Source organism: Campylobacter armoricus (assembly GCF_013372105.1).
Taxonomy (GTDB): domain Bacteria; phylum Campylobacterota; class Campylobacteria; order Campylobacterales; family Campylobacteraceae; genus Campylobacter_D; species Campylobacter_D armoricus.
Genome location: NZ_CP053825.1, coordinates 697,687 through 717,795, shown reverse-complemented (window position 1 = coordinate 717,795; position 20,109 = coordinate 697,687). Strand labels below are relative to the sequence as shown.

The window sequence follows — 20,109 nt, the reverse complement described above, 5'->3', positions numbered from 1 at the left end:
TATGGAAGAATTTTTAAAACAACTTTTATATGATTATAAAAATTGGGCTTATATCATAGTTTTTTTATGGTGCATATTAGAAGGTGAATTAGCGCTTATTTTAGCAGGTATTTTTGCCCATGAAGGACATGTTAATCTAGGTTTGATTATTTTTGTGGCTGGATTAGGTGGTTTTGTAGGTGATCAAATATATTTTTACATAGGAAGATATAATAAAAAATATATCCAAAAAAAACTCCGAACCCAAAGGCGTAAATTTGCTATAGCACATTTACTTTTACAGCGTTTTGGTTGGCCTATAATCTTCATACAAAGATATATGTATGGTTTTAGAACTATCATACCTATGAGTATAGGATTAACTCGTTATAGTGCAAAAAAATTTGCTTTTATTAATCTTATAAGTGCATGGGCTTGGGCTGCTATAACTATTTTACTCGCATGGTTTTTCGGAAAAGAAATTTGGCTTGCAGTTGAATGGGCTGGAGCACATTGGTATTTTGCTGTGCCTATTATAGCTTGTTTCTTACTTGCTTTATTTTTAGGTATGAAACAAATGGAAAAATCTATACTTAGAAAAAGGACTCATAAATGATTTTTAATTTTAAAGAAGAAAATATTGATTTTATTAATGCTGATTTTGAAATCATTTTAATTCAAAATAAAAATTTAGAAAAATATACCCAAAGTCAAGAGCTTTTTAAAATTTCAAAATACAAGGGCGAAGGAATTTGCATAGATATGCAAAATAAAATTCTTTATAGCGAATTAAAAAGTTTAGATTATGAGGATATAAGACTTGCCTTTGCAAACGCATACAAGGCTTTAAAAAAACTTGAAATTCAAAGTATTAAAACAAAATGTGTTGTTGGGCAATGTGTAGTAAATAGCTTTAATGCTATGATACAAGGATTTACCTTTGGTGCTTACGAATTTGATAAATACAAAAAAGAAAAAACGCAAGGTAAGCTAGAAAACATACTTATCTCAAAAGATGAAATTAATGGAAAGACTTACAATATAGAAGAAGCTCGCATAGGTATTAGCTATGGGCAAATTTTTTCTAATGCTTGTGATTTTGCTAAAGATATAGTTAATGAAATTCCACAAATTTACACTCCAGCTAAAATGGCTGAAGATGCTACAAATTTAAGCAAAAATGACCCTAAAATTTCATGTCAAATATATGAAAGCGATTTTTTAGAAAAAGAAAAAATGCAAGCATTTTTAGCGGTAAATCGTGCTTCGATTCATCCACCAAAACTCATTCATCTTTCTTATAAACCACAAAATGCAAAAATGAAAGTAGTGTTTGTAGGCAAAGGACTAACCTATGATAGTGGTGGACTTAGTCTAAAACCGGCTGATTATATGCTTACTATGAAATCAGACAAAAGTGGTGGAGCAGCTGCTATGGCTATTATTAAGGGTGCAAGTGAATTAAATCTTGATATAGAAATTCACTCTATCATAGGTGCTACTGAAAATATGATAGGCGGAAATGCTTATAAACCTGATGATGTATTAATCTCAAGAGAAGGTGTAAGTATAGAAGTAAGAAACACAGATGCTGAAGGTAGATTAGTATTGGCTGATTGTCTTTCTTTTGCACAAGATCTAAAACCTGATTTAATCATCGATCTTGCTACACTAACAGGTGCTTGCGTAGTAGGTCTTGGGGAATATACAAGTGGCATAATGGGAAATAATGAAGATTTACAAAATGAATTTTTTAAAATAAGCAAAAAAAGTGGTGATTTAGCAACTATACTTCATTTTAATCCATATTTAAAAGAACTTATAAAATCAAATATTGCTGATATAAGCAATACTTCTTCAAGTCGTTATGGTGGTGCTATTACTGCAGGATTATTTTTAAATTCTTTCATTAGAGATGAATACAAAGACAAATGGCTACACTTAGATATAGCAGGACCTGCATATTTAGAAAAAGCTTGGGGTTATCATAGCTTTGGTGCAACTGGAGCTGGAGTTAGAATGTGTCTTTCTTATTTACTTTATCTTTCAAGGAATAAAAAATGAGTTTATCTGTAGGTATAGTAGGACTTCCAAATGTTGGAAAATCTACAACTTTTAATGCACTAACAAGAGCACAAAATGCTGAAAGTGCAAATTATCCATTTTGCACCATAGAGCCAAATAAAGCTGTAGTTCCTGTGCCTGATTATCGTTTAAAAGAATTAGCAAAAATAGTCAATCCTCAAAAAATAATACGCTCAAATATAGAATTTGTAGATATAGCAGGATTAGTAGCAGGAGCTAGCAAAGGCGAGGGCTTGGGTAATAAATTTTTATCTAATATACGCGAAACAGAAATGATTTTACATATAGTGCGTTGTTTTGATGATGAAAATATCACTCATGTAGCAGGAAGTGTTGATCCTGTGCGTGATATTCAAATCATCGAAACAGAGCTAATATTAGCAGATATTGAACAACTTAGTAAAAAAATTGAAAAACTCACCAAAGGTGCAAAAGCAAACGAAAAAGGCGCTAAAGAAAGCTTAGCCTTAGCAAATGAGCTTTTAGAGCATTTAAACCAAAACAATAGCGCAAGCTCTTTTGCTAATAAAAATGAAGTCTATCAAGCTCTTATCAAAGAACTAAGATTACTTTCTGCTAAAGAAGTTATATATGGAGCAAATGTTGATGAAAATTCGCTTTTAGAAGATAATGAATTTGTAAAAGAACTTAAAGAATTTGCTGCAAAATCAGGTCATGAAGTAATTAAACTATGTTCTAAAATAGAAGAAGAAATGATTGCTCTAAGTGATGAAGAAAATTATGAGTTTTTAAAATCTTTAGGTGTAGAAAGAAGTGGTCTTGAAGTAGTTATACGCACAGCTTTTTCAAAACTGAATTTGATTAGTTATTTTACAGCCGGGCAAGTTGAAGTTAGATCATGGACTATCCAAAAAGGCTGGAAAGCTCCTAAGGCAGCAAGTGTAATTCATAACGACTTTGAAAAAGGCTTTATAAAAGCTGAAGTAATTTCTTATGAAGATTATATTACCTACAAAGGTGAAAATGGAGCAAAAGAAGCTGGGAAATTACGCCTTGAAGGTAAAGATTATGTTGTTTGTGATGGAGATGTGATGCATTTTAGATTCAATGTTTGATAATATCAAACATTGAATTGTTTTTTTATCATATTTTGTAAATTATTTTTAGTATCACTTTCGTTTGTATAAGTGATTAATTTTGCTTTTGGCCAAAAATAACTTTTAGGATTTTCAAATTTACCCCAACGCCAATCAAACCTAGGAGCTAAAAGCACTATTGTAGGTATATCTAAGGCTAAAGACAAATGAGCTATTGCACTATCTATACTAACGATACAATCAATATCTTTTAAATTATTTAAAGTGTCATCCCAGTTTTTAAATTTAACTCCCCTGTTTTCAATTTCTTTAGGAAGATTAATCTTATCCATCCCTTCAACTTGAAAAGAAATAATTTCACAATTTAAATCTTTTAAAGTATTATATAAAAATACAAAATCCACATTTCTTAATAAATCCGAATTCATAGCATTGGGTGTAAACCAAAAAATTCCAACTTTTTTAATATTATTATTTGGCTTTTCTAAAGATATGATAGGAGCTTTCAATGTTGAAATTTCATTCAGCTTTATATCACAAAAAAATGGTAAAGAACAAATAGGAATAGCATAGTCAAATTCGCTTGGAAAATCTTTAAGAATTTTTAAATTCTTAAATTTATCACTTTGATTATTTATAATCTTTAGTTGATTTCTAAACATAGAATACATAGCACTTTGTGGAGCAAATAAAACTTTATAAGCTATTTTGCAAAGTTTTTCTAGGCACCTAGCATACATTATAGTATCTCCAAATCCTTGTTCGCAAAACACTAAAATAGTTTTTTCTTTAAAAGCATGCATTCCATCTTTATTAAAAGCTTGTAAAGTTTTATTGTAGTGATAAGGTGAAAAAGTCTCATTATGTGCATAAAATAATCTACTTTCATATATCTTTTTACCTTCTTCAAAATTATCACTTTCACCCATACGCATTAGCAAATAAGCTAAATCAAATTGATAGGTTGCATGCGAATGCAAACTTAAAGCTTTTTGATATGCATTATAAGCACCTTGATAATTTCCATTAAGCTCTAAGGATTTTGCATAGTTTTGCCAAAACTGCGCATTGTTTTGATTATAATCACATAAACTTTGAAATAATTCTAACGATTCTTCTAATCTTAATAGTTTAAAAAGCAAATATGCTTTTTGAGGCAAAATTAGTGTATTTAAGTATTCTTGTATTTTAACAATAGTAAGATTTTCTTGAGTTTTTTCTTGAAGTCTATCTTGTAAATTTATATTATTTGTAAAATTTTTTTCTATCAACTCTTTATTATCAAGTTTTTTTATCATTAATTGTGCAAAATCATAAAGTTCATTATGGGCTTTTAATGCTTTTTCAAAATCAGTTTTAAAATATATTTCTACATAGTTTTTCCATAAATCTAAATTATACATATCTTTTTGCAAAGCAATCTTATATAATTTCTCAGATTCTTCCAAATAACCGATATTTTGGTATGCATAAGCAAGCTCTAAGCCAAGTTCATCATTTAAAGCATCATTTCTTTTTAAAAGCCCTTCTAATAAAACAATACCCTCATTAAACGATCCATTAAATAATAAAGATTTTGCAAATATAAATCCATAAAAAGTCGTAGGATATAAGTCAAAAAGTTGCTTAGCATAATGTAAAGTTTTAGTATAATCTCCTATTTTAAAAGAAGATAATACAGCATATTCTAAAGCGTTTTTAGGATCTTCTTTTAGATACATTTCACTATATTCTAAACTTTTATAATAATTACTATTATGGTAATAATATAATATTTTATCTAGCATATTTCCTAATCCAGTTTAATTTTAAAAACCATTATAACCCAACTAATCTATATTTACCATAAAAACAAATTACTTTATACTGATATAAACTCTAGGCAAATAAAATCACACTAGCTAAATAGCTAGTGTGTATATTACCACCATAAACCTAGTTTTAAAAACATAGTATGAGAGGTAGTATTATCAAATGTAAATGCTCCTGCATAATTTAGTGATAAATCAGCATTATTAGCTATATTATAAGAAAGTCCTAATTGACCAAAGCCATAATACTTAGAAGTTTGTACTTCTGTAGTAAAATGATTAGCACCTAATCTTAAATTACCTTTAGCATCTTCATAAAGATTTACTATAGCACCTATAGTTACATTTGATCTTAATTTATCACTCCAAGGTTTATACCATTTTAAAGCAGCACTTGCATCTATAAAGTTAAATTGTTCTGCTAAATAATGCTCTCTTAGACCATCTATATGTTTTAAGCTAAAGTTTTTATTACTCATACCATAATAACTCAAACCAATTTCAGGAGTTATTCTAGCTATTTCTAAGGTATTATAATAATTAGCACCTACTTTTACATCTATCCCATAACCATAAGTTTGAGTATCACTTTCTATAGTAGCAGGTATATTTTTATAAGTTTTTTCTATATCTGTTGTAGTATAATCAAATCTTGTACTAGCACTAATATAGTATTGATCTATACCATCTCTTGCTAATACTCCATAATAAGTTAAACCACCATAATAAGTTTTATCATCAAATTTTAATCTTTGAGTGGCTTGTTCTTTAGAAGCATCTTCATAACCTAAATAAAAACCTATAGTACCATAATCATTTGGTAATTCTCTTAAAGAACCACCTATTAAACCTGTAGTATTAGCACTTAATTGTCCTACACTATTTCCTATCTTAATAGATGAATGATTATAATAAGGAATTAAGAAAGAATGGTTTTTTGCATTTGGATTTTTATTTGGTATAAATATATCTTCTAATTCAGCTAATAAATCAGCATCATTACCATAAGCTTCACCTTTTTTAGATAATTCCATATCTAATACTTGAGAAAATTCTGTTTGGAAGTTTTTAGCTGTAGTATCTCTTAATATATTAGAAATATTTATATTTCTTAATCTAGCTGAATATACCATAGATTTAGCTAGAGTTTTACCACTTAATTCTGATACATTAACATTAGCTATATATCGACCTTCACCTAAACCTAAAAAGTCATAAATTCCTGATAAGCTATGTATGTTATTAGCATTTACACCTGCATTATTGTTTATTTTATCACCTATTACTTTACCATTTTCATCAATAAAGAAAGTATTGCCTTCATAGATTGTATTTAATTTTAAATTGCTTGTATTTACATAGATTTTATCTGCACTAATACCACCTATATTATTTCCACCTACTATAATGGCATTTTCTAATCTATTTGCTATATCTTCTTGAGTAGTTCCTTTGTATTCTAAATCATTAAAATACCAACCATCTATACTAACTTTACCATTGTCATTGTTTTCTATATGGTAGCCATTGTTATTTTTACCTATAAAGCCTCCATGCCAAGAAGCTTGAGTAGAACCATTTCCAGAATGAATGTGTCCATTACTAAGGATTAAAGTTCCACTATTGGTAATACCACCATGAATATTACCTGTATTAAATATATCTATATAACCACTATTATTAATACCACCATATATATGAATATCTTTATCAGTATTAGGATTGTTAATATCTCCTGAAGAATTGATAAGTTTTTCTATAGTGCCACTATTATTAATACCATAAGTAATATCTTGAGTAGCTAAAGGACTAGCTTCATTACCTATAATGCCTGTATTTACTATAGTGCCTATAGTGCCTTTTTTTATATCATCTTTAGTTATTTTATTAAAGGTATTATTTATACCTGTTATAGTTCCTGCATTGTTAATAGCAGCTATAGAGCCAGTATTTTCTAAGCCTTGTTCCATAATAGCATTGTTATTATTTATAATAGCTTGCATTTGACTATTGTTTTCAAATTTGCTTAATAAATTACCATTATTATCAAAGGCATTTATAGAACTAGTTTCATCTTTAGTTATTTCCATAGTGCCTTCATTTTTTACTAAATCTACTATGGAATTGTTTTTTAAATCTAAATCAGTTTTAGCATTTTTATTGTTTGTAATAGAGCCTATTTTACTTTCATTATTTAATTTAATACCACCATTACCTATAATGCCTGAATTTTCTATAGAGCCTATAGTACTTTTATCAAGACTTATTCCTTTTTCTATAGTTCCATTATTTAAAATACTATTAATGTGAGATTGTTCTTTTAAGTCTATAGAGCCTTGAATATTTTTTTGATTGTTTATAGAGCTAATATAAGATTTATTATTTAAAGATATATTACCACCTATGGTGTTTTTATTATAAACACTTCCATAAATGAAAGATTTATCTAAAGAGATATTACCTTTGATAGTTCCTTCATTAAGTATAGCTGTGCCACTTTCATCATATTTTAAGACATCTTTTTCTTGTTTTAGGCTAGCTATGGTTGCGCCATTTTTTAGATTGATACTTCCATCAATGCCAGCATTTTTTGTTAGTGTTATACCTATTTTCCCACCTAATAAACTTTCATCTTCTATGTTTATATCAGAGGCAATTTTAGAATTATCTCTAATTCTTATTCCATTGGCACTACCAAATAAACTAGAATTATTTTTTATGCTTATACTTCCAGTTAATTTTGAATTTCCATCTAATAAAATAGCATTATCACCAGCATTAAATTTAGAATTATCTAAATTAATACTAGAATTTACTTTAGAACTAGATATTGCTATTCCATCTACTGCAGCTGTAAAAGTAGAATTTTTTATATCAAAAGTATTACCTGTTATCGTTGAATTATACATATACAAACCGGCATCTTTTGTAGTTATTTTTGCATTTTCTATATTTATATTTGTATCAACTTTAGAATTTTGAAATACAACAGAACTACGATTTGTATTCAAAACACCTCCATTTATATTGAGGTTATTTAGTTTTCCACCACCTTGAATGACTATACCAAAAGTACCGGATATACGAGAACCTTCGTTTATATTTAAAGTTCCTATATGTCCTTGTAAATTCAATGCAATATAACCGCCATTTATAGTTCCGCTATTAGTAAAAGTAGTAACTTTATTACCACCATTTACAGCAATATTACCTACTTTTCCACTATTGTTAAAGTTATCTATAGTGCCACGAACATCAATCCATCCGATAAACCCACTATTTTCAAAAGTTTTTACATTACCAGTACTACTAATGCTTTTTATATTTCCACTATTGTTAAAGTTATCTATAGTTACATTACCAAAATTTAAACCAGAACCTTTAGATGAAGTAATTGTTCCACTATTGGTAAAGTTAGTAATAGTGGTATTATTTAAATATATTGCTTCATTAGAATTTGATTGTATTAAACCACTATTAGTAAAATTAGCAATAGTGGTTTTCTTACCACCATTAGCCCAACCCACTATGGCATAATTAGAATTTGAACTACCTATAGTTCCATTATTAGTAAAGTTAGTAATAGTGGCACCATTTTTATTATTGCCACCTATTTCTATAGCATATTGTTTATTACTACCAGTTATTGAGCCATTATTGCTAATATTTTCTATACTAGCATTAGGGCTTATAGTAATACCTTTACCACTATTAGGATTGATAGTTCCATTGTTAGTAATAGTTAAAGTTTGATTACCACTGCCACTTATAGTTACTCCATTATTTTTAGAAGTATCTATAGAACAAATTGTTCCACTACAACCACCACCACTAATATTTCTTGATATATTGCTTCTAGCATTAGCAATAGTTATACTACCATTAGAAACTTTATCATTAATAGTTGTAATACTAGCATTAGCACAGGTAGCTAAAAAAGATATGGTTGCTAAAGATAAAAAAGTTTTTTTAGTAAAAGAAAGATTATTATGTGTAATATGTTTGTTTAAAACAAACGAATTAAAAGAATTAGTTAAAGATGAAGTTTGGTTTGATTGAAAATCAATACCCCCCCCCGTGAAATAAGACATATAAACTCCTTAATTAATAAATGAATTTAAAATAAAATCGAAATTATAATATCATTTATTAAATAAGTATTAAATATATCTTTTGTATAGTGAAAGACTATATAGTCAATATGGGGGGGGTATTGGTTTAGGTTTGGTTTATGTTTTTGGTAATTTAAAAGCTACAAATGTTTCAAAATTTATCCATTTAAAGACACTTTCTATTTTTGAAAAACCTGCTTTTTGTAGCATAGCTATATTTTCACTTTGAGTATAAGGTATAAGTATATTTTCCAAAGCTTGTCTTTTGGTAGCTATTTCTAATTTACTATAACCTTGATCTAGTTTATACTGCTCATAAATTTGTATCATTTTTTTAGCTATTTTTACATCTTCATATAGAATTTTTTCACTCAATACAAACATACCATTTTCATTTAGATTTTGATAAATTTTATCTACTAATTCTTGTCTTTTAGGTGGGCGGATAAACTGCAAAGTATAAGTTGCTATAAAAACATCATTTTTAAAAAAACAAAAATCATCTAAATTTTCTTGATAAAAATCAATCTTAGCTCCAAAAGCTTTACATTTGTTTTTGGCAATTTCTAGCATAGCACTTGCTTCATCAACCCCGCTTAAAATAAAATCATTTCTTTTTTCATAAAGAGCTAACAACAAACTAGCCGTAGAACAGCCAAGATCACAAATTTTCGCATTTTGTGCTGTAAAATGACTTATAAGTTCAACTATAAGTTTTAAATTTTGAGTATAAAATGGCACTGATCTTGATACCATATCATCAAAAACACTTGCAACACTTTTATCAAATTCAAATTGTTTTTCTAATGGATTTTTAAAAATTTCATCTCTCATTTAAATTTCCTAAAATTTCTTTTGCTTTTTTAATATCTTTTGAAATTTGTAGTTTTAAAAGACTTAAATCACTAAATTTTTCATTTTCTCTTATAAAATCTATAAAACTTAAAATTACTTTATCTATTTTTACATTGGTTAAATTATCATCTAAAATATGTGTTTCTAAAGCAAAATTTTCATCACTAGATCTAATACCTATAAAACTCACGCTTTTATAAATTTGTCCATTGATTTGAGTTAAAGTTGCATATACTCCATTTTTAGGTAAAAAAAATCCTTTGGCATATAAATTTAAAGTTGCAAAAAGCTCTTTTGCTCCCAAACCTTGACCTTTGATGACATTAGCTTGTATATTATAAAATCTACCAAGAAAAGTTCTAGCTTCTTTTACCTTAGCTTCTTTGAGTAAGTCTTTAATCAAACTTGTATGAACGCTTTTGTTTTGAATTTTAAATTCATCTACTATAGTGGTTTTTAAAGTGCTAAAATTTTGAATATCTTTAGCACTATATTTTCTTTCTTTGCCAAATTTAAAATCATACCCTACTATGATTTTTTCTAAATTTGGAAATTCTTGTTTTAAAAGATCTAAAAAATCCTTTCCGTCTAAATTTTTGATTTTATAAAAATCACAAAATATCAAAGGAAGATTGATTAAATTTGCTCTAAAATTTTTAGGCGTTAGCATATTTGTTTCATCTTTAGAAATGATAAACAATGCCCCATTTTGATCTAAATGTTTAAAAAGCTCAAAATGCCCCAAATGCATACCATCAAAATGTCCTATAGCTAAATTTGTAATTTTAAGCTTTTGTATAGGCATAGAAAAATTCAGCATTACCTTCTTTTCCTTTTAAATGTGATTCTTGAGTAGTTTGCAAAATCCACCCAAGTTTTGCACAAACTTTTTCAAAATTATCCCTTGCTTGATTTATAGCTTTTATATCTTTTACAACCCCATTTTTATCGCGTTTAGTTTCTTTGCCTACTTCAAATTGAGGTTTAAAAAGCAAAATGATGAGATTTTTAGCAAGTTTATCTATATAAAAAATCAAATGCATTAAAGATATAAAACTCACATCGCAAGTAATCACATCATATAATTTTTCACTTTTAAATTCTCGTAAATCAGTATTTTCACAAATTTGAATATTTTCTAAATTTCTTAAGCTTTCGTGAAGTTGATTGGTGCCTACATCTAAAGCAGTGATGTGTTTAGCCTTATTTTGATGTAAAATTTGTACAAAACCTCCAGTGGAAGAGCCTATATCTAAACAAATTTTATCTTTTATAACAAAAGCATTATTTTGCAAAAAATATTTGAGCTTAAAAGCAGCCCTGCTTACAAAAAGTTCTTCTAAAAGCGTGAGTTTTAAACTCTCATCTTTAAGTGGATTTTGGCTTATAATTTTATAAGAAGTTTTTTTAAACTCACCATTTAATAAAATTTGCTTGTTTTCTATAAGCTCACAAGCTTTATTGCGAGAAATGTTTAATTTTGTGCTTACAAAAACATCAAATCTCATCAACACCTTTCAAAAGAGCAATAAATTCAGCTTCATTAATACATTTAACTCCTAAGCTTTGAGCCTTTTCAAGCTTTGAACCAGCTTCACTTCCATATAATACAAAATCAGTTTTTTTAGATACACTTGAACTTACTTTTGCGCCAAAATTTTCGATTAACTCTTTAAAATAATCTCTTGGCTTACTTAAAGTGCCTGTTATAACAAATGTTTTATTAGAAATATTTTCATTTAAAACCACTTCTTTTTTTTCATCTTCTAAATACAAAATTTCATAAAAATGCTTAATGCGGTTTGCATTTACATGAGTAAATTCTTCTAAACTTTTAGCCATTTGTTCGCCAAAGCCTTCTAAATTTACATAAGCTTCATAACTTTGCATAAACCATTCAAAGCCAAACGATTGAGCTAGTTTCTTAGCTGCTACTTCGCCAATATGCTCTATACCTAAAGCAGTGATAAATCTTGATAAAGGACATTTTTTTGCTTCATTGATTGAATTTAAAAGATTGTTGATTTTTTTCTCTTTAAAACCTTCTAAGCCTTCAAAATCACTATATTTTAAGAAAAATATGCTTTCTAGATTGGTGATTTTTCCTTCTTTAAACAAAAGCTCGACAATGTTTTCTCCAAGACCATCTATATTTAAACACTTTTTAGATACAAAATGTATGATAGAATTTACAAGCCTTGCTTTACAATCTAGATTTTGACATTTTAAAAAAGCTCCTTCATCTAAAAGCTCACTTGAACATTCAGGGCAAAGAGTTGGTTTAGCAATCTTGCTTTCTAAACCATCACGCCTTTGGGTAAAAACTTTGGTGATTTTTGGTATAACATCACCACTTCTTATCACACTTACGCTATCACCTAACATTACTCCAAGTCTAGCTATCTCATCAAAATTATGCAAAGTGGCTGATTTAACTATAACTCCATCTAAATTTACAGGTTCTAAAACCGCCACAGGGGTGATTACTCCACTTCTTCCAACTTGCAAATTTACTCCAAGTAAAGTCGTTGTTTTTTCTAAAGCAGGAAATTTAAAAGCCGCCATAAATTTTGGAAATTTCACCGTATAACCCAAAAGCCTACAATGAGCTAAATCATCAACTCTTACAACCATACCATCCATCATCATAGGCTTTTGATCTCTTTGAGCTAAAAGTTCATGGTATTTTTCTAAAACTTCATCTAAATTTTTTACACAAAAAACAAAATCATCTTTTAAAAACCCAAGATTTCTAATAAATTCCATCACTTCAGAATGTTTGTTAAATTTCAAAGAATTATCCCCAACTCCCCAAGGATAAAATTTCAAATTTCTTTCTTTTGTGATACTTGTATCAAGCTGTCTTAATGAACCGCTTGCTGCGTTGCGTGGATTTGCAAATAAACTCAAACCATCTTTAGCTCTTTTTTCATTGATTTTTTCAAAATCTTCTTTTAAAATTACTACTTCCCCACGAATTTCTATTTTTTCTTTATAAGGTATAATTTTTGGAATATTTGCAATTTCTTTCACATTTAAAGTAATATCTTCACCTATTTCTCCATCACCCCTTGTAGCACCACTAATTAAAATACCATTTTCATAAGTAAGATTTAAACTAGCTCCATCAAATTTAGGCTCTATGAAAAAATCAAACTCACATTTAGCTCTTTTTGCCCAAGCTCTAAGCTCAGCTTCATCAAAAATATCTTCCATAGACCACATTTTAACGCTGTGCGAGATTTTATGAAACTCACTTTGTATAGTAGGGGCTACATTTTGCGTAGGAGAATCTTTGGCAATTTTTTCTTTATGAGATGCTTCAAATTCTTTTAATTCTCTTATAAGTTTATCGTATTCTTCATCACTTGCTAAAGGTTCATCATCTTCATAATAAGCTCTCATCCATTCTTTTGCTAATTTTACTTTTTCTAAATACTCTTGATATATCATCATCACTCCAAAGAAAGTTCATCCATAATTTTTGCAAGTTCAAACATTTGCTTATGCTCATACACATCATGCACCCTTATAATACTCGCACCATTTTTAAAAGCTTCTAAGTGCAAATAAAGCGTTCCTGCTAGTCTTTGTTCTACATTTGATTTAAAATATGCATCAATTACACTTTTCCTACTAGCTCCAATTAAAAGTTTTTTTTCAAAGCGTAAAAAATGCTCTAAATGTTTAATTAGTATCATATTATGCCACGGAGTTTTTCCAAAACCAATACCTACATCTAAAATCACATCTTCTAAGCCAAGCTCACTTAATCTTTTTAGTTTTTGATCAAAAAAACCATCAATTTCAACTAATACATCTTCATAATGTGGATTTTCCTGCATATTTTGCGGAGTATTTTGTATATGCATTAATGTATAAGTAGCTTTATATTTTAAAGCTAGTTTGGCTAAATTTTCATTTTTAAAACCCGTAATATCATTAATAAGTTTAAAGCCTTTATTTAATGCATACTCTAAACAATACTCATCAAAACTATCCAAACTAAATATACATTTTTCAAAAAGCTTTTCATTGTGAATTAAATCTAGGGTATTTTTTAAGCGTTTAAATTCTTCTTCTTTTCCGCAATACACACTACCAGGTCTTGAAGAAACCGCACCTATGTCTATATAATCAGCTCCTTGGGAAATCAAAAGATTTATTTTTTCCAAAACTTCTTTTTCGCTTACTCTACTTTGAGCATTAAAACTATCTTCATTTATATTTATCACACCCATAATTTTTGCTTGTTTGGGTTTAATAAATTTAGATTTTAAAAAAAGTGCTAGATTTTTAAGGTTAAAATCTTGTAGTTTTTCTTTTTCTATAAGCTTTCTAGCTTGTTCTTGTGTTACCATAAGCAAAGCATTAGTTTGTTCTTTACCTAATATAACTTCTTTATGCGTTACAAGTTCAGCTCCAACTCTTAATGCGTCTTGTTTTAAAATATTTGCAGCAGGTGCTCTTAATTCTTTGATAAGAAAAAAATGTATTTGAGTTTTTTCACTCATAATTTTCTCACCTGCTTTGTGTGGCTTTATATATTTAGAAATTTGCTCAAAATTTGTATTTGGATTTATTTTAATGATTTTCATTTATTTTTCTCAAGTAAAAGTAAAGCTATAGTGCTTAATAAAATAGCAGGTTTTGCATTTAATTTAGCCAATTCATAAGCTTTATAAAAAAAATCAATTTCTTCATCGTTTAACTTTATATCTTGTTTAAAGCATTCATAGCTTAAAGCACTGATTAACTCTAAGCATTCATACTTATCTATATTTTCGTATTTTTTTAAAAAATCTAAAATACCAGCAAGATCTATTTTTTTAAGATTTAAATCTAAATTCATTTTTTCTTTTTGAATTTTATATTTTTCTATGATAAATCTTGAAAGTATAGTAGGTAAAAAAACATTTTTTGAAGGTGCTACTATGATAAAATAAACATTTTTAGGTGGCTCTTCGAAAAGTTTTAACAAAAAATTTTGTGCTTCTTCTCGAAAAGTTTTAGCTAGTATAACAATAATCTTAGCATTTGATTCAGCTATATAACTCTCTTTCATAATAGCCCTTGCAGTAGCTTGAGCATTTTTATCATAGGTTAGATCATTAAGTCTTAGTTCTAAATCAGGATTTTTAGGTATAAAAAATCTAAGATTTTTTACTCCATATTCTTCTATAAGTTTTTCTTGCATAAACTCAAAATCATTGTGGATAATGATTTTATTTTTTAGATTCAAATTTCTACCTTAGAAAAAAGCACAGCATCTAAACTTTGCTCAAACACTTTATATAAAGAGATTAATTTATAATCTAAATCTTTATCTCTGGAAGAAAGATAAAAACTATTTTGCAATTGTTCATCAAAAAGCCATAGCATACTATCTTCTTTGGAATTTGCAATTTTAAAATTAGAATGAGCTTTAATTCCTATATAAAAAAATGCATAACCATTAGGAAAGGAAATATTTAAAAGATCATTAAGTAAAGCTATATCTTCTTGAGTATTGCAAGTCTTATTATAAATTCCTTTTAAAGAGATAAAAGGCACTAAAGGTTTTGTAGAATTTGCATTAATATGACTTAAAAAATACTCTTCAAACCAAGCTCTTTGACTATCAGTAATAATTATAAAAGTATATCCTTGCAAAAGCAAAGAAAGCTTTGAAGCTATCAAAGGCGACCATTCAAGACGCCTTTCTTCTAGCCAGCTTACATAAGTGCCATTTTCTCGGATTTGTTCTAAGGTAAATTTTAAAAAACTATTACTCATTATATATCTAGCTTATATACTTCATGCAATACTCTTACAGCTAATTCTCCATATTTTTCATGCACGATAACTGAAATTTTTATTTCACTTGTAGAAATCATTTGTATATTAATATTTTCGTTTGCTAATGCTTTAAAAGCTGCAGAAGCCACCCCAGAATGCGACTTCATACCCACACCCACAACTGAAACTTTTACTACAGCACTATCAGTTTCTATAAGAGCATTAGCTCCTAAGACTTTTTTTACTGCATTGGTTGCTAAATCAAGCTCATTTTCAGGCACGGTAAAACCTAAATTTGTAGCTCCATCTATACCCACATTTTGTATAATCATATCTACATTTATATTTTCATTTGCTAAATTTCCAAAAATTTCAGCTGCAATTCCTGGTTTATCGTCGATATTTCTTAAAGTAACCCTTGCTTGGTTTTTATCTAGTGCTATACCGCTAACCAAAGCTTGTTCCATATTTTCCTCCTTAGTAATAATCGTCCCTTCATTTTCATTAAAACTACTTCTAGTAACTAATTTTACATTTAATTTTTTAGCAAGTTCTACAGAGCGATTTTGCAAAACTTTAGCTCCTAAACTAGCAAGCTCGAGCATCTCTTCATAAGAAATTCTATCAAGCTTTTTAGCTTTTGGTTCAATTCTAGGATCTGTTGTATAAACCCCATCAACATCTGTATAAATTTCACATAAATCAGCATTTAATGCCCCTGCTAAAGCAACAGCACTCAAATCACTACCACCACGACCTAAAGTAGTAACATTACCCATTTTATCAATGCCTTGAAAACCTGCAACTACTACTATATAATTTTCATCTAAAGCTTTTGTTATATTAGTTGTATCAATATATTCTATTCTTGCTTTAGTATATACATCATCTGTAAAAATACCTGCATTACGACCCGAAAAAGCAGTTGCTTTTAAACCCATTTCGTTTAATGCTATTGCAAGCAAAGATGAAGTTACACGCTCACCGCTACTTAAAAGCATATCCATTTCACGACCTGAAGGATTTTTACTAAAATGGTGAGCAAAATCGATAAGCTCATTAGTAACTCCACTCATTGCAGAAACTACTACAACTAACTTATCACAATTTCTCTTGCTTTTTGCTACTCTTTTAGCAACTTCATCAATACGCTCAAGTGTCCCTACACTCGTTCCCCCATATTTTTGTACGATCAGCATTAAATATACCCCCTTTCTTTAAAATGCTTTAAAACCTTAACATATATAGGTTTTTTAAAATGATTTATCAAATTATAAACCTCATCTGATGATACAAATTTAAAAGCATCAAATTCAGGATTTTTTGTTTTTAAATTTATTGTTGCTTTATTTTTTAGCTTTACCAAAAAATATTTTTGGTTTTGCCCATCATATGGATACATTTTTTGGGCTACCTTAGCTGGAAAATCATAACTAATCCATTCAGGATATTCAGCTAAAATTTCAATTTCATCAGTACCTATTTCTTCTTTTAATTCTCTAAATAAAGCACTCTTAGCATCTTCACCCTTATCAATGCCACCTTGAGGAAATTGCCATATATCTTCCATATCATTGCGTTTAGCAAGTAAAAATCTACATTCAAAAGGATAAGCTGATGATAGCACGATAGCAGCTACATTTGGCCTATATTTTTTTTCTCTTTCCATAATTTTCTTATCCTTGACTTTTTAATAATATAATTCTAACAAAAAAATACGAATTTATAATTATATTTTAAAAGAAGTTTTATGCATTTATATATACATATACCATTTTGTGAGAGCAAATGTTTTTATTGCTCATTCACTTCGCTCAAAAAAAAGGATTTTGAAAAAAATTATTTAAACGCATTAATGCAAGATATAAAATATCAACTAAATTTTTTCAAAGTTAATAAAAATTCTATAAAAACTATCTTTATAGGTGGTGGCACTCCTAGTTTAATGGAAACTAGTTTTTATGAAAAAATTTTTATATTTTTACAAGAGTATTTAAAACAAGAATGCGAAATTACTATTGAAGCTAACCCTAATTCAAGTAATTTTTTATGGCTTAAAGAGATGAAAAATTTGGGCTTTAATCGCATTTCTTTTGGCTCGCAAAGTTTTCATGAAAAAAAACTTCAATTTCTCGGACGCATTCATGATAAAAAAAGTATTTTTACTAGTATAGAAAATGCTAAAAAAGCAGGATTTAACAATATCAATTTAGATTTAATTTATGACACAAAACTTGATGATAAAAAAATGCTTGATTATGAAATTTCAAATTTAGCTTTATTAGATATCAATCATGTAAGTGCTTACAATTTAACCATAGAAGAAAAAACAAAATTTGCTACAAAATACCATTTTAAAAAAAATGCACCTCGCCTTGCAAAATACTTTATAAAAGCCATTGAAAATCTTGGATATAAACAATATGAAATTAGTAACTTTGGTCAAATTTGTAAGCATAATCTTGCTTATTGGCAAGGGAAAGATTATATAGGTTGTGGGTTGAGTGCAGTAGGATTTTTAAAAAATCAAAGATTTTATACCAAAAAAAATTTGAAAGATTATATAGCAAATCCTACTTTTAGAGAGATAGAAAATTTAAATTTACAAGATTTGCATTTAGAGCATATTTTTTTAGGACTTAGAAGTATTATAGGTATAAATGAAAAAAAATTAGAACCCTTGGAAAAAGAAAAAGCATTTTTCCTTAGCAAAAAAGGAAAATTAGTCTATAAAAATGGTTTTTTTTATAATACTAATTATCTTTTAAGTGATGAGCTAGCTTTGTTTTTAAGCTAAAAAATAATGTGCTTTAAAAAATGATAAATTCTCTAAAAATGCTTTATGAAATTTCCTCAATTCTTCAACTGCTTTTTTATATTCTAACAAACGATCCTCTTCATATAAATTTATATCCATTAATTTCATCTGTTTATAAACTTTATCATCTGTATAGACAAAATCTTCCTCAGAATATAAACTCATAAACAATTTATCAATTTTATTAACAACAATAACAATCCCAGTCGGTGCAGATATAAAAGCATTTTTATCTAATTTTTTTAAAGTTTGTTGATTATATTTTTTTACTCTATCTATTACTTTTTTACTCGGTTTTTTAGCAGGATATACCATACCTTGTGAAATCAATGTAGATAAAATCTGTGCTAATTCTGAAATTTCAAAATCAAACTCTTGTTGAATACTTTTTACTTTTTTCATACTAAAAGAATCTTTTTGCAAAAAATCTAAAATATTTTTATATTTTTTTCTTTGTTCTAGGTTTGTTATTGTTTTTTCATCAAAAACATTTGGCAATTTTGTAAGTATAAAATCAAATTCTAAAAACTGCTCAAATAATTCTTTTTGGTTTAATTTTACCCTTCCTTTTACAAAAAGATCCATTCTAAATTGAGTATTAAAATGATAATCTTTAACTTGTTCGGCAAAGATAGGATTATTTATTCTCGAAAAAAAGTTTTTCTCTTCTTGATTTAATTGCATATCAACAAAATGCCTCATAATATCTGCAGAAGTAGCAAATTCACATTTTGCTTCATCAAAATCTTTTACCACATCTGTAAAGTATTTATTGTCCCAAGTATCTCCAAAAAATTCATGTAACAAATAAGTCAAATTAGAATCACTTAATTTTTCAATCATAGATTCTACTAAAATGCTATTTTTTTGGTAATACATAGGATTAATTTGTTTAAAATCTATAAAAAAATCGATAGCATTTTTGGCAGCTTCTTTCATTTGATCGCTTTTATAAAATTCACTATATTGTTTTAAAAGATGTCTAACACTTTGCTTACCATCCCAACCTGGCAAACAATTATAACTTACATAACATACCCCCCCCCATTTTAAAAATTTTCTAATTATTTCTAATATAATTTTTTGATTTTTTCTATTAACCCAACTATAAATCCCATGCAAACAAATAAAATCAAACTGAATATCTTTACTTTCCAATCTCCTTAGTAACTCTTCAAAGCTATCATCATATATTTGCAAATCAACATCAAAATTATCAATCAAATTTGAAAGCACTACAACATGATTTGGATTAAAATCAACACCATAAAATTTAGAATCATTAGCCATGGCATGAGTAAATAAACTTGCACCTTTGCCAAATCCTAATTCAAGATAGTTAAAATTAGTATCTTTTATTGGTTTAATTCCAGCAAATACTAAATTAAGATTAATAAATGTAGGATTAATCTGGTGAATATATAAATCATTGTATTCTAAATCTACTATATATCCATCATTCCAATTAAGACCTTTCATCACATCTCCTTTTAAAAATAATTTTAATTATATTAAAATTAAAAATTAAAATCCAATGCAATAAAATCAAAACAAACTAACAGCTTTAAGAGTAATAAAAATTTTAAGTAATTTTATGTAAAATGTATTTATTA

Annotated in this window: 16 protein-coding genes; 4 read left to right on the top strand and 12 right to left on the bottom strand. The window is 27.9% G+C overall.

Annotated elements, in window-relative coordinates:
• Position 1 precedes the first annotated feature (1 nt).
• The 3 genes from CARM_RS03760 to ychF are packed head-to-tail and all read left to right on the top strand — an operon-like array spanning position 2 to position 3,140.
• Entirely contained in the window at positions 2-595 is a 594-nt protein-coding gene (locus CARM_RS03760) for a DedA family protein (RefSeq protein ID WP_139427267.1), read from the top strand.
• Positions 592-2,043, top strand: coding sequence for a leucyl aminopeptidase (locus CARM_RS03755; RefSeq protein ID WP_139427269.1), 1,452 nt, complete (start codon positions 592-594; stop codon positions 2,041-2,043). The genes CARM_RS03760 and CARM_RS03755 overlap by 4 nt, the downstream gene beginning before the upstream one ends.
• A complete protein-coding gene (gene ychF / locus CARM_RS03750) occupies positions 2,040-3,140 on the top strand; it encodes a redox-regulated ATPase YchF (protein WP_139427270.1) in 1,101 nt (366 codons plus the stop codon). Before CARM_RS03755 ends, ychF begins: the two co-directional genes overlap by 4 nt.
• A gap of 5 nt (positions 3,141-3,145) precedes the next feature.
• On the opposite strand, the gene CARM_RS03745 is transcribed toward ychF, so the two are convergent.
• The 11 genes from CARM_RS03745 to CARM_RS03695 form a co-directional block, all read right to left on the bottom strand.
• A complete protein-coding gene (locus tag CARM_RS03745) occupies positions 3,146-4,909 on the bottom strand; it encodes a tetratricopeptide repeat-containing glycosyltransferase family protein (protein WP_139427272.1) in 1,764 nt (587 codons plus the stop codon).
• A 134-nt stretch (positions 4,910-5,043) separates the two neighbouring features.
• On the bottom strand, positions 5,044-9,024 hold the full coding sequence (locus CARM_RS03740) for an autotransporter outer membrane beta-barrel domain-containing protein (protein ID WP_176300995.1): 3,981 nt from the start codon (positions 9,022-9,024) through the stop codon (positions 5,044-5,046).
• A gap of 138 nt (positions 9,025-9,162) precedes the next feature.
• Entirely contained in the window at positions 9,163-9,879 is a 717-nt protein-coding gene (gene cmoA / locus CARM_RS03735) for a carboxy-S-adenosyl-L-methionine synthase CmoA (protein ID WP_139425162.1), read from the bottom strand.
• Positions 9,869-10,720: a bifunctional riboflavin kinase/FAD synthetase gene (locus tag CARM_RS03730; RefSeq protein ID WP_139425160.1), complete on the bottom strand. Its 852-nt coding sequence runs from the start codon at positions 10,718-10,720 to the stop codon at positions 9,869-9,871. The genes cmoA and CARM_RS03730 overlap by 11 nt, the downstream gene beginning before the upstream one ends.
• Positions 10,686-11,408: a 23S rRNA (cytidine-2'-O)-methyltransferase TlyA gene (gene tlyA, locus CARM_RS03725; RefSeq protein ID WP_139425158.1), complete on the bottom strand. Its 723-nt coding sequence runs from the start codon at positions 11,406-11,408 to the stop codon at positions 10,686-10,688. Before tlyA ends, CARM_RS03730 begins: the two co-directional genes overlap by 35 nt.
• Positions 11,398-13,353 (bottom strand): NAD-dependent DNA ligase LigA, encoded by a 1,956-nt coding sequence (gene ligA, locus CARM_RS03720; RefSeq protein ID WP_139425166.1) that lies wholly within the window; start codon positions 13,351-13,353, stop codon positions 11,398-11,400. The genes tlyA and ligA overlap by 11 nt, the downstream gene beginning before the upstream one ends.
• 2 nt (positions 13,354-13,355) lie before the next feature.
• Positions 13,356-14,498 (bottom strand): dihydropteroate synthase, encoded by a 1,143-nt coding sequence (gene folP / locus CARM_RS03715; protein ID WP_139425156.1) that lies wholly within the window; start codon positions 14,496-14,498, stop codon positions 13,356-13,358.
• Entirely contained in the window at positions 14,495-15,097 is a 603-nt protein-coding gene (locus tag CARM_RS03710; protein ID WP_236633101.1) for a DNA polymerase III subunit delta', read from the bottom strand. Before CARM_RS03710 ends, folP begins: the two co-directional genes overlap by 4 nt.
• Positions 15,098-15,138: 41 nt before the next feature.
• Positions 15,139-15,675: a HobA family DNA replication regulator gene (locus tag CARM_RS03705; RefSeq protein ID WP_139425152.1), complete on the bottom strand. Its 537-nt coding sequence runs from the start codon at positions 15,673-15,675 to the stop codon at positions 15,139-15,141.
• Entirely contained in the window at positions 15,675-16,877 is a 1,203-nt protein-coding gene (locus tag CARM_RS03700) for an aspartate kinase (protein ID WP_139425150.1), read from the bottom strand. The genes CARM_RS03705 and CARM_RS03700 overlap by 1 nt, the downstream gene beginning before the upstream one ends.
• Positions 16,877-17,347 carry an RNA pyrophosphohydrolase gene (locus CARM_RS03695; RefSeq protein ID WP_139425148.1) on the bottom strand — a complete coding sequence of 157 codons (471 nt, stop codon included), beginning with the start codon at positions 17,345-17,347 and terminating at the stop codon, positions 16,877-16,879. The genes CARM_RS03700 and CARM_RS03695 overlap by 1 nt, the downstream gene beginning before the upstream one ends.
• Before the next feature lie 81 nt (positions 17,348-17,428).
• On the opposite strand from CARM_RS03695, the gene hemW reads away from it, so the two are divergent.
• The gene (gene hemW / locus CARM_RS03690; protein ID WP_139425146.1) at positions 17,429-18,475 is read left to right on the top strand and encodes a radical SAM family heme chaperone HemW; all 1,047 of its coding nucleotides are present in this window, start codon (positions 17,429-17,431) and stop codon (positions 18,473-18,475) included.
• Here hemW and CARM_RS03685 read toward each other — a convergent pair.
• Positions 18,467-19,975, bottom strand: a complete 1,509-nt coding sequence (locus tag CARM_RS03685; RefSeq protein WP_139425144.1) for a class I SAM-dependent methyltransferase — start codon at positions 19,973-19,975, stop codon at positions 18,467-18,469. The two genes, hemW and CARM_RS03685, sit on opposite strands and share 9 nt — an antisense overlap.
• Positions 19,976-20,109 lie beyond the last annotated feature (134 nt).

What these genes read in the sequence shown, in the direction of transcription:
- CARM_RS03740 (WP_176300995.1), bottom strand. Translation starts at nt 9,024, where the DNA reads ATGTCTTATTTCACGGGGGGGGGTATTGATTTTCAATCAAACCAAACT.
- CARM_RS03730 (WP_139425160.1), bottom strand. Translation starts at nt 10,720, where the DNA reads ATGCTGAATTTTTCTATGCCTATACAAAAGCTTAAAATTACAAATTTA.
- cmoA (WP_139425162.1), bottom strand. Translation starts at nt 9,879, where the DNA reads ATGAGAGATGAAATTTTTAAAAATCCATTAGAAAAACAATTTGAATTT.
- tlyA (WP_139425158.1), bottom strand. Translation starts at nt 11,408, where the DNA reads ATGAGATTTGATGTTTTTGTAAGCACAAAATTAAACATTTCTCGCAAT.
- CARM_RS03755 (WP_139427269.1), top strand. Translation starts at nt 592, where the DNA reads ATGATTTTTAATTTTAAAGAAGAAAATATTGATTTTATTAATGCTGAT.
- ychF (WP_139427270.1), top strand. Translation starts at nt 2,040, where the DNA reads ATGAGTTTATCTGTAGGTATAGTAGGACTTCCAAATGTTGGAAAATCT.
- CARM_RS03685 (WP_139425144.1), bottom strand. Translation starts at nt 19,975, where the DNA reads ATGAAAGGTCTTAATTGGAATGATGGATATATAGTAGATTTAGAATAC.
- CARM_RS03745 (WP_139427272.1), bottom strand. Translation starts at nt 4,909, where the DNA reads ATGCTAGATAAAATATTATATTATTACCATAATAGTAATTATTATAAA.
- folP (WP_139425156.1), bottom strand. Translation starts at nt 14,498, where the DNA reads ATGAAAATCATTAAAATAAATCCAAATACAAATTTTGAGCAAATTTCT.
- CARM_RS03695 (WP_139425148.1), bottom strand. Translation starts at nt 17,347, where the DNA reads ATGGAAAGAGAAAAAAAATATAGGCCAAATGTAGCTGCTATCGTGCTA.
- ligA (WP_139425166.1), bottom strand. Translation starts at nt 13,353, where the DNA reads ATGATATATCAAGAGTATTTAGAAAAAGTAAAATTAGCAAAAGAATGG.
- CARM_RS03760 (WP_139427267.1), top strand. Translation starts at nt 2, where the DNA reads ATGGAAGAATTTTTAAAACAACTTTTATATGATTATAAAAATTGGGCT.
- CARM_RS03700 (WP_139425150.1), bottom strand. Translation starts at nt 16,877, where the DNA reads ATGCTGATCGTACAAAAATATGGGGGAACGAGTGTAGGGACACTTGAG.
- CARM_RS03710 (WP_236633101.1), bottom strand. Translation starts at nt 15,097, where the DNA reads ATGCAAGAAAAACTTATAGAAGAATATGGAGTAAAAAATCTTAGATTT.
- CARM_RS03705 (WP_139425152.1), bottom strand. Translation starts at nt 15,675, where the DNA reads ATGAGTAATAGTTTTTTAAAATTTACCTTAGAACAAATCCGAGAAAAT.
- hemW (WP_139425146.1), top strand. Translation starts at nt 17,429, where the DNA reads ATGCATTTATATATACATATACCATTTTGTGAGAGCAAATGTTTTTAT.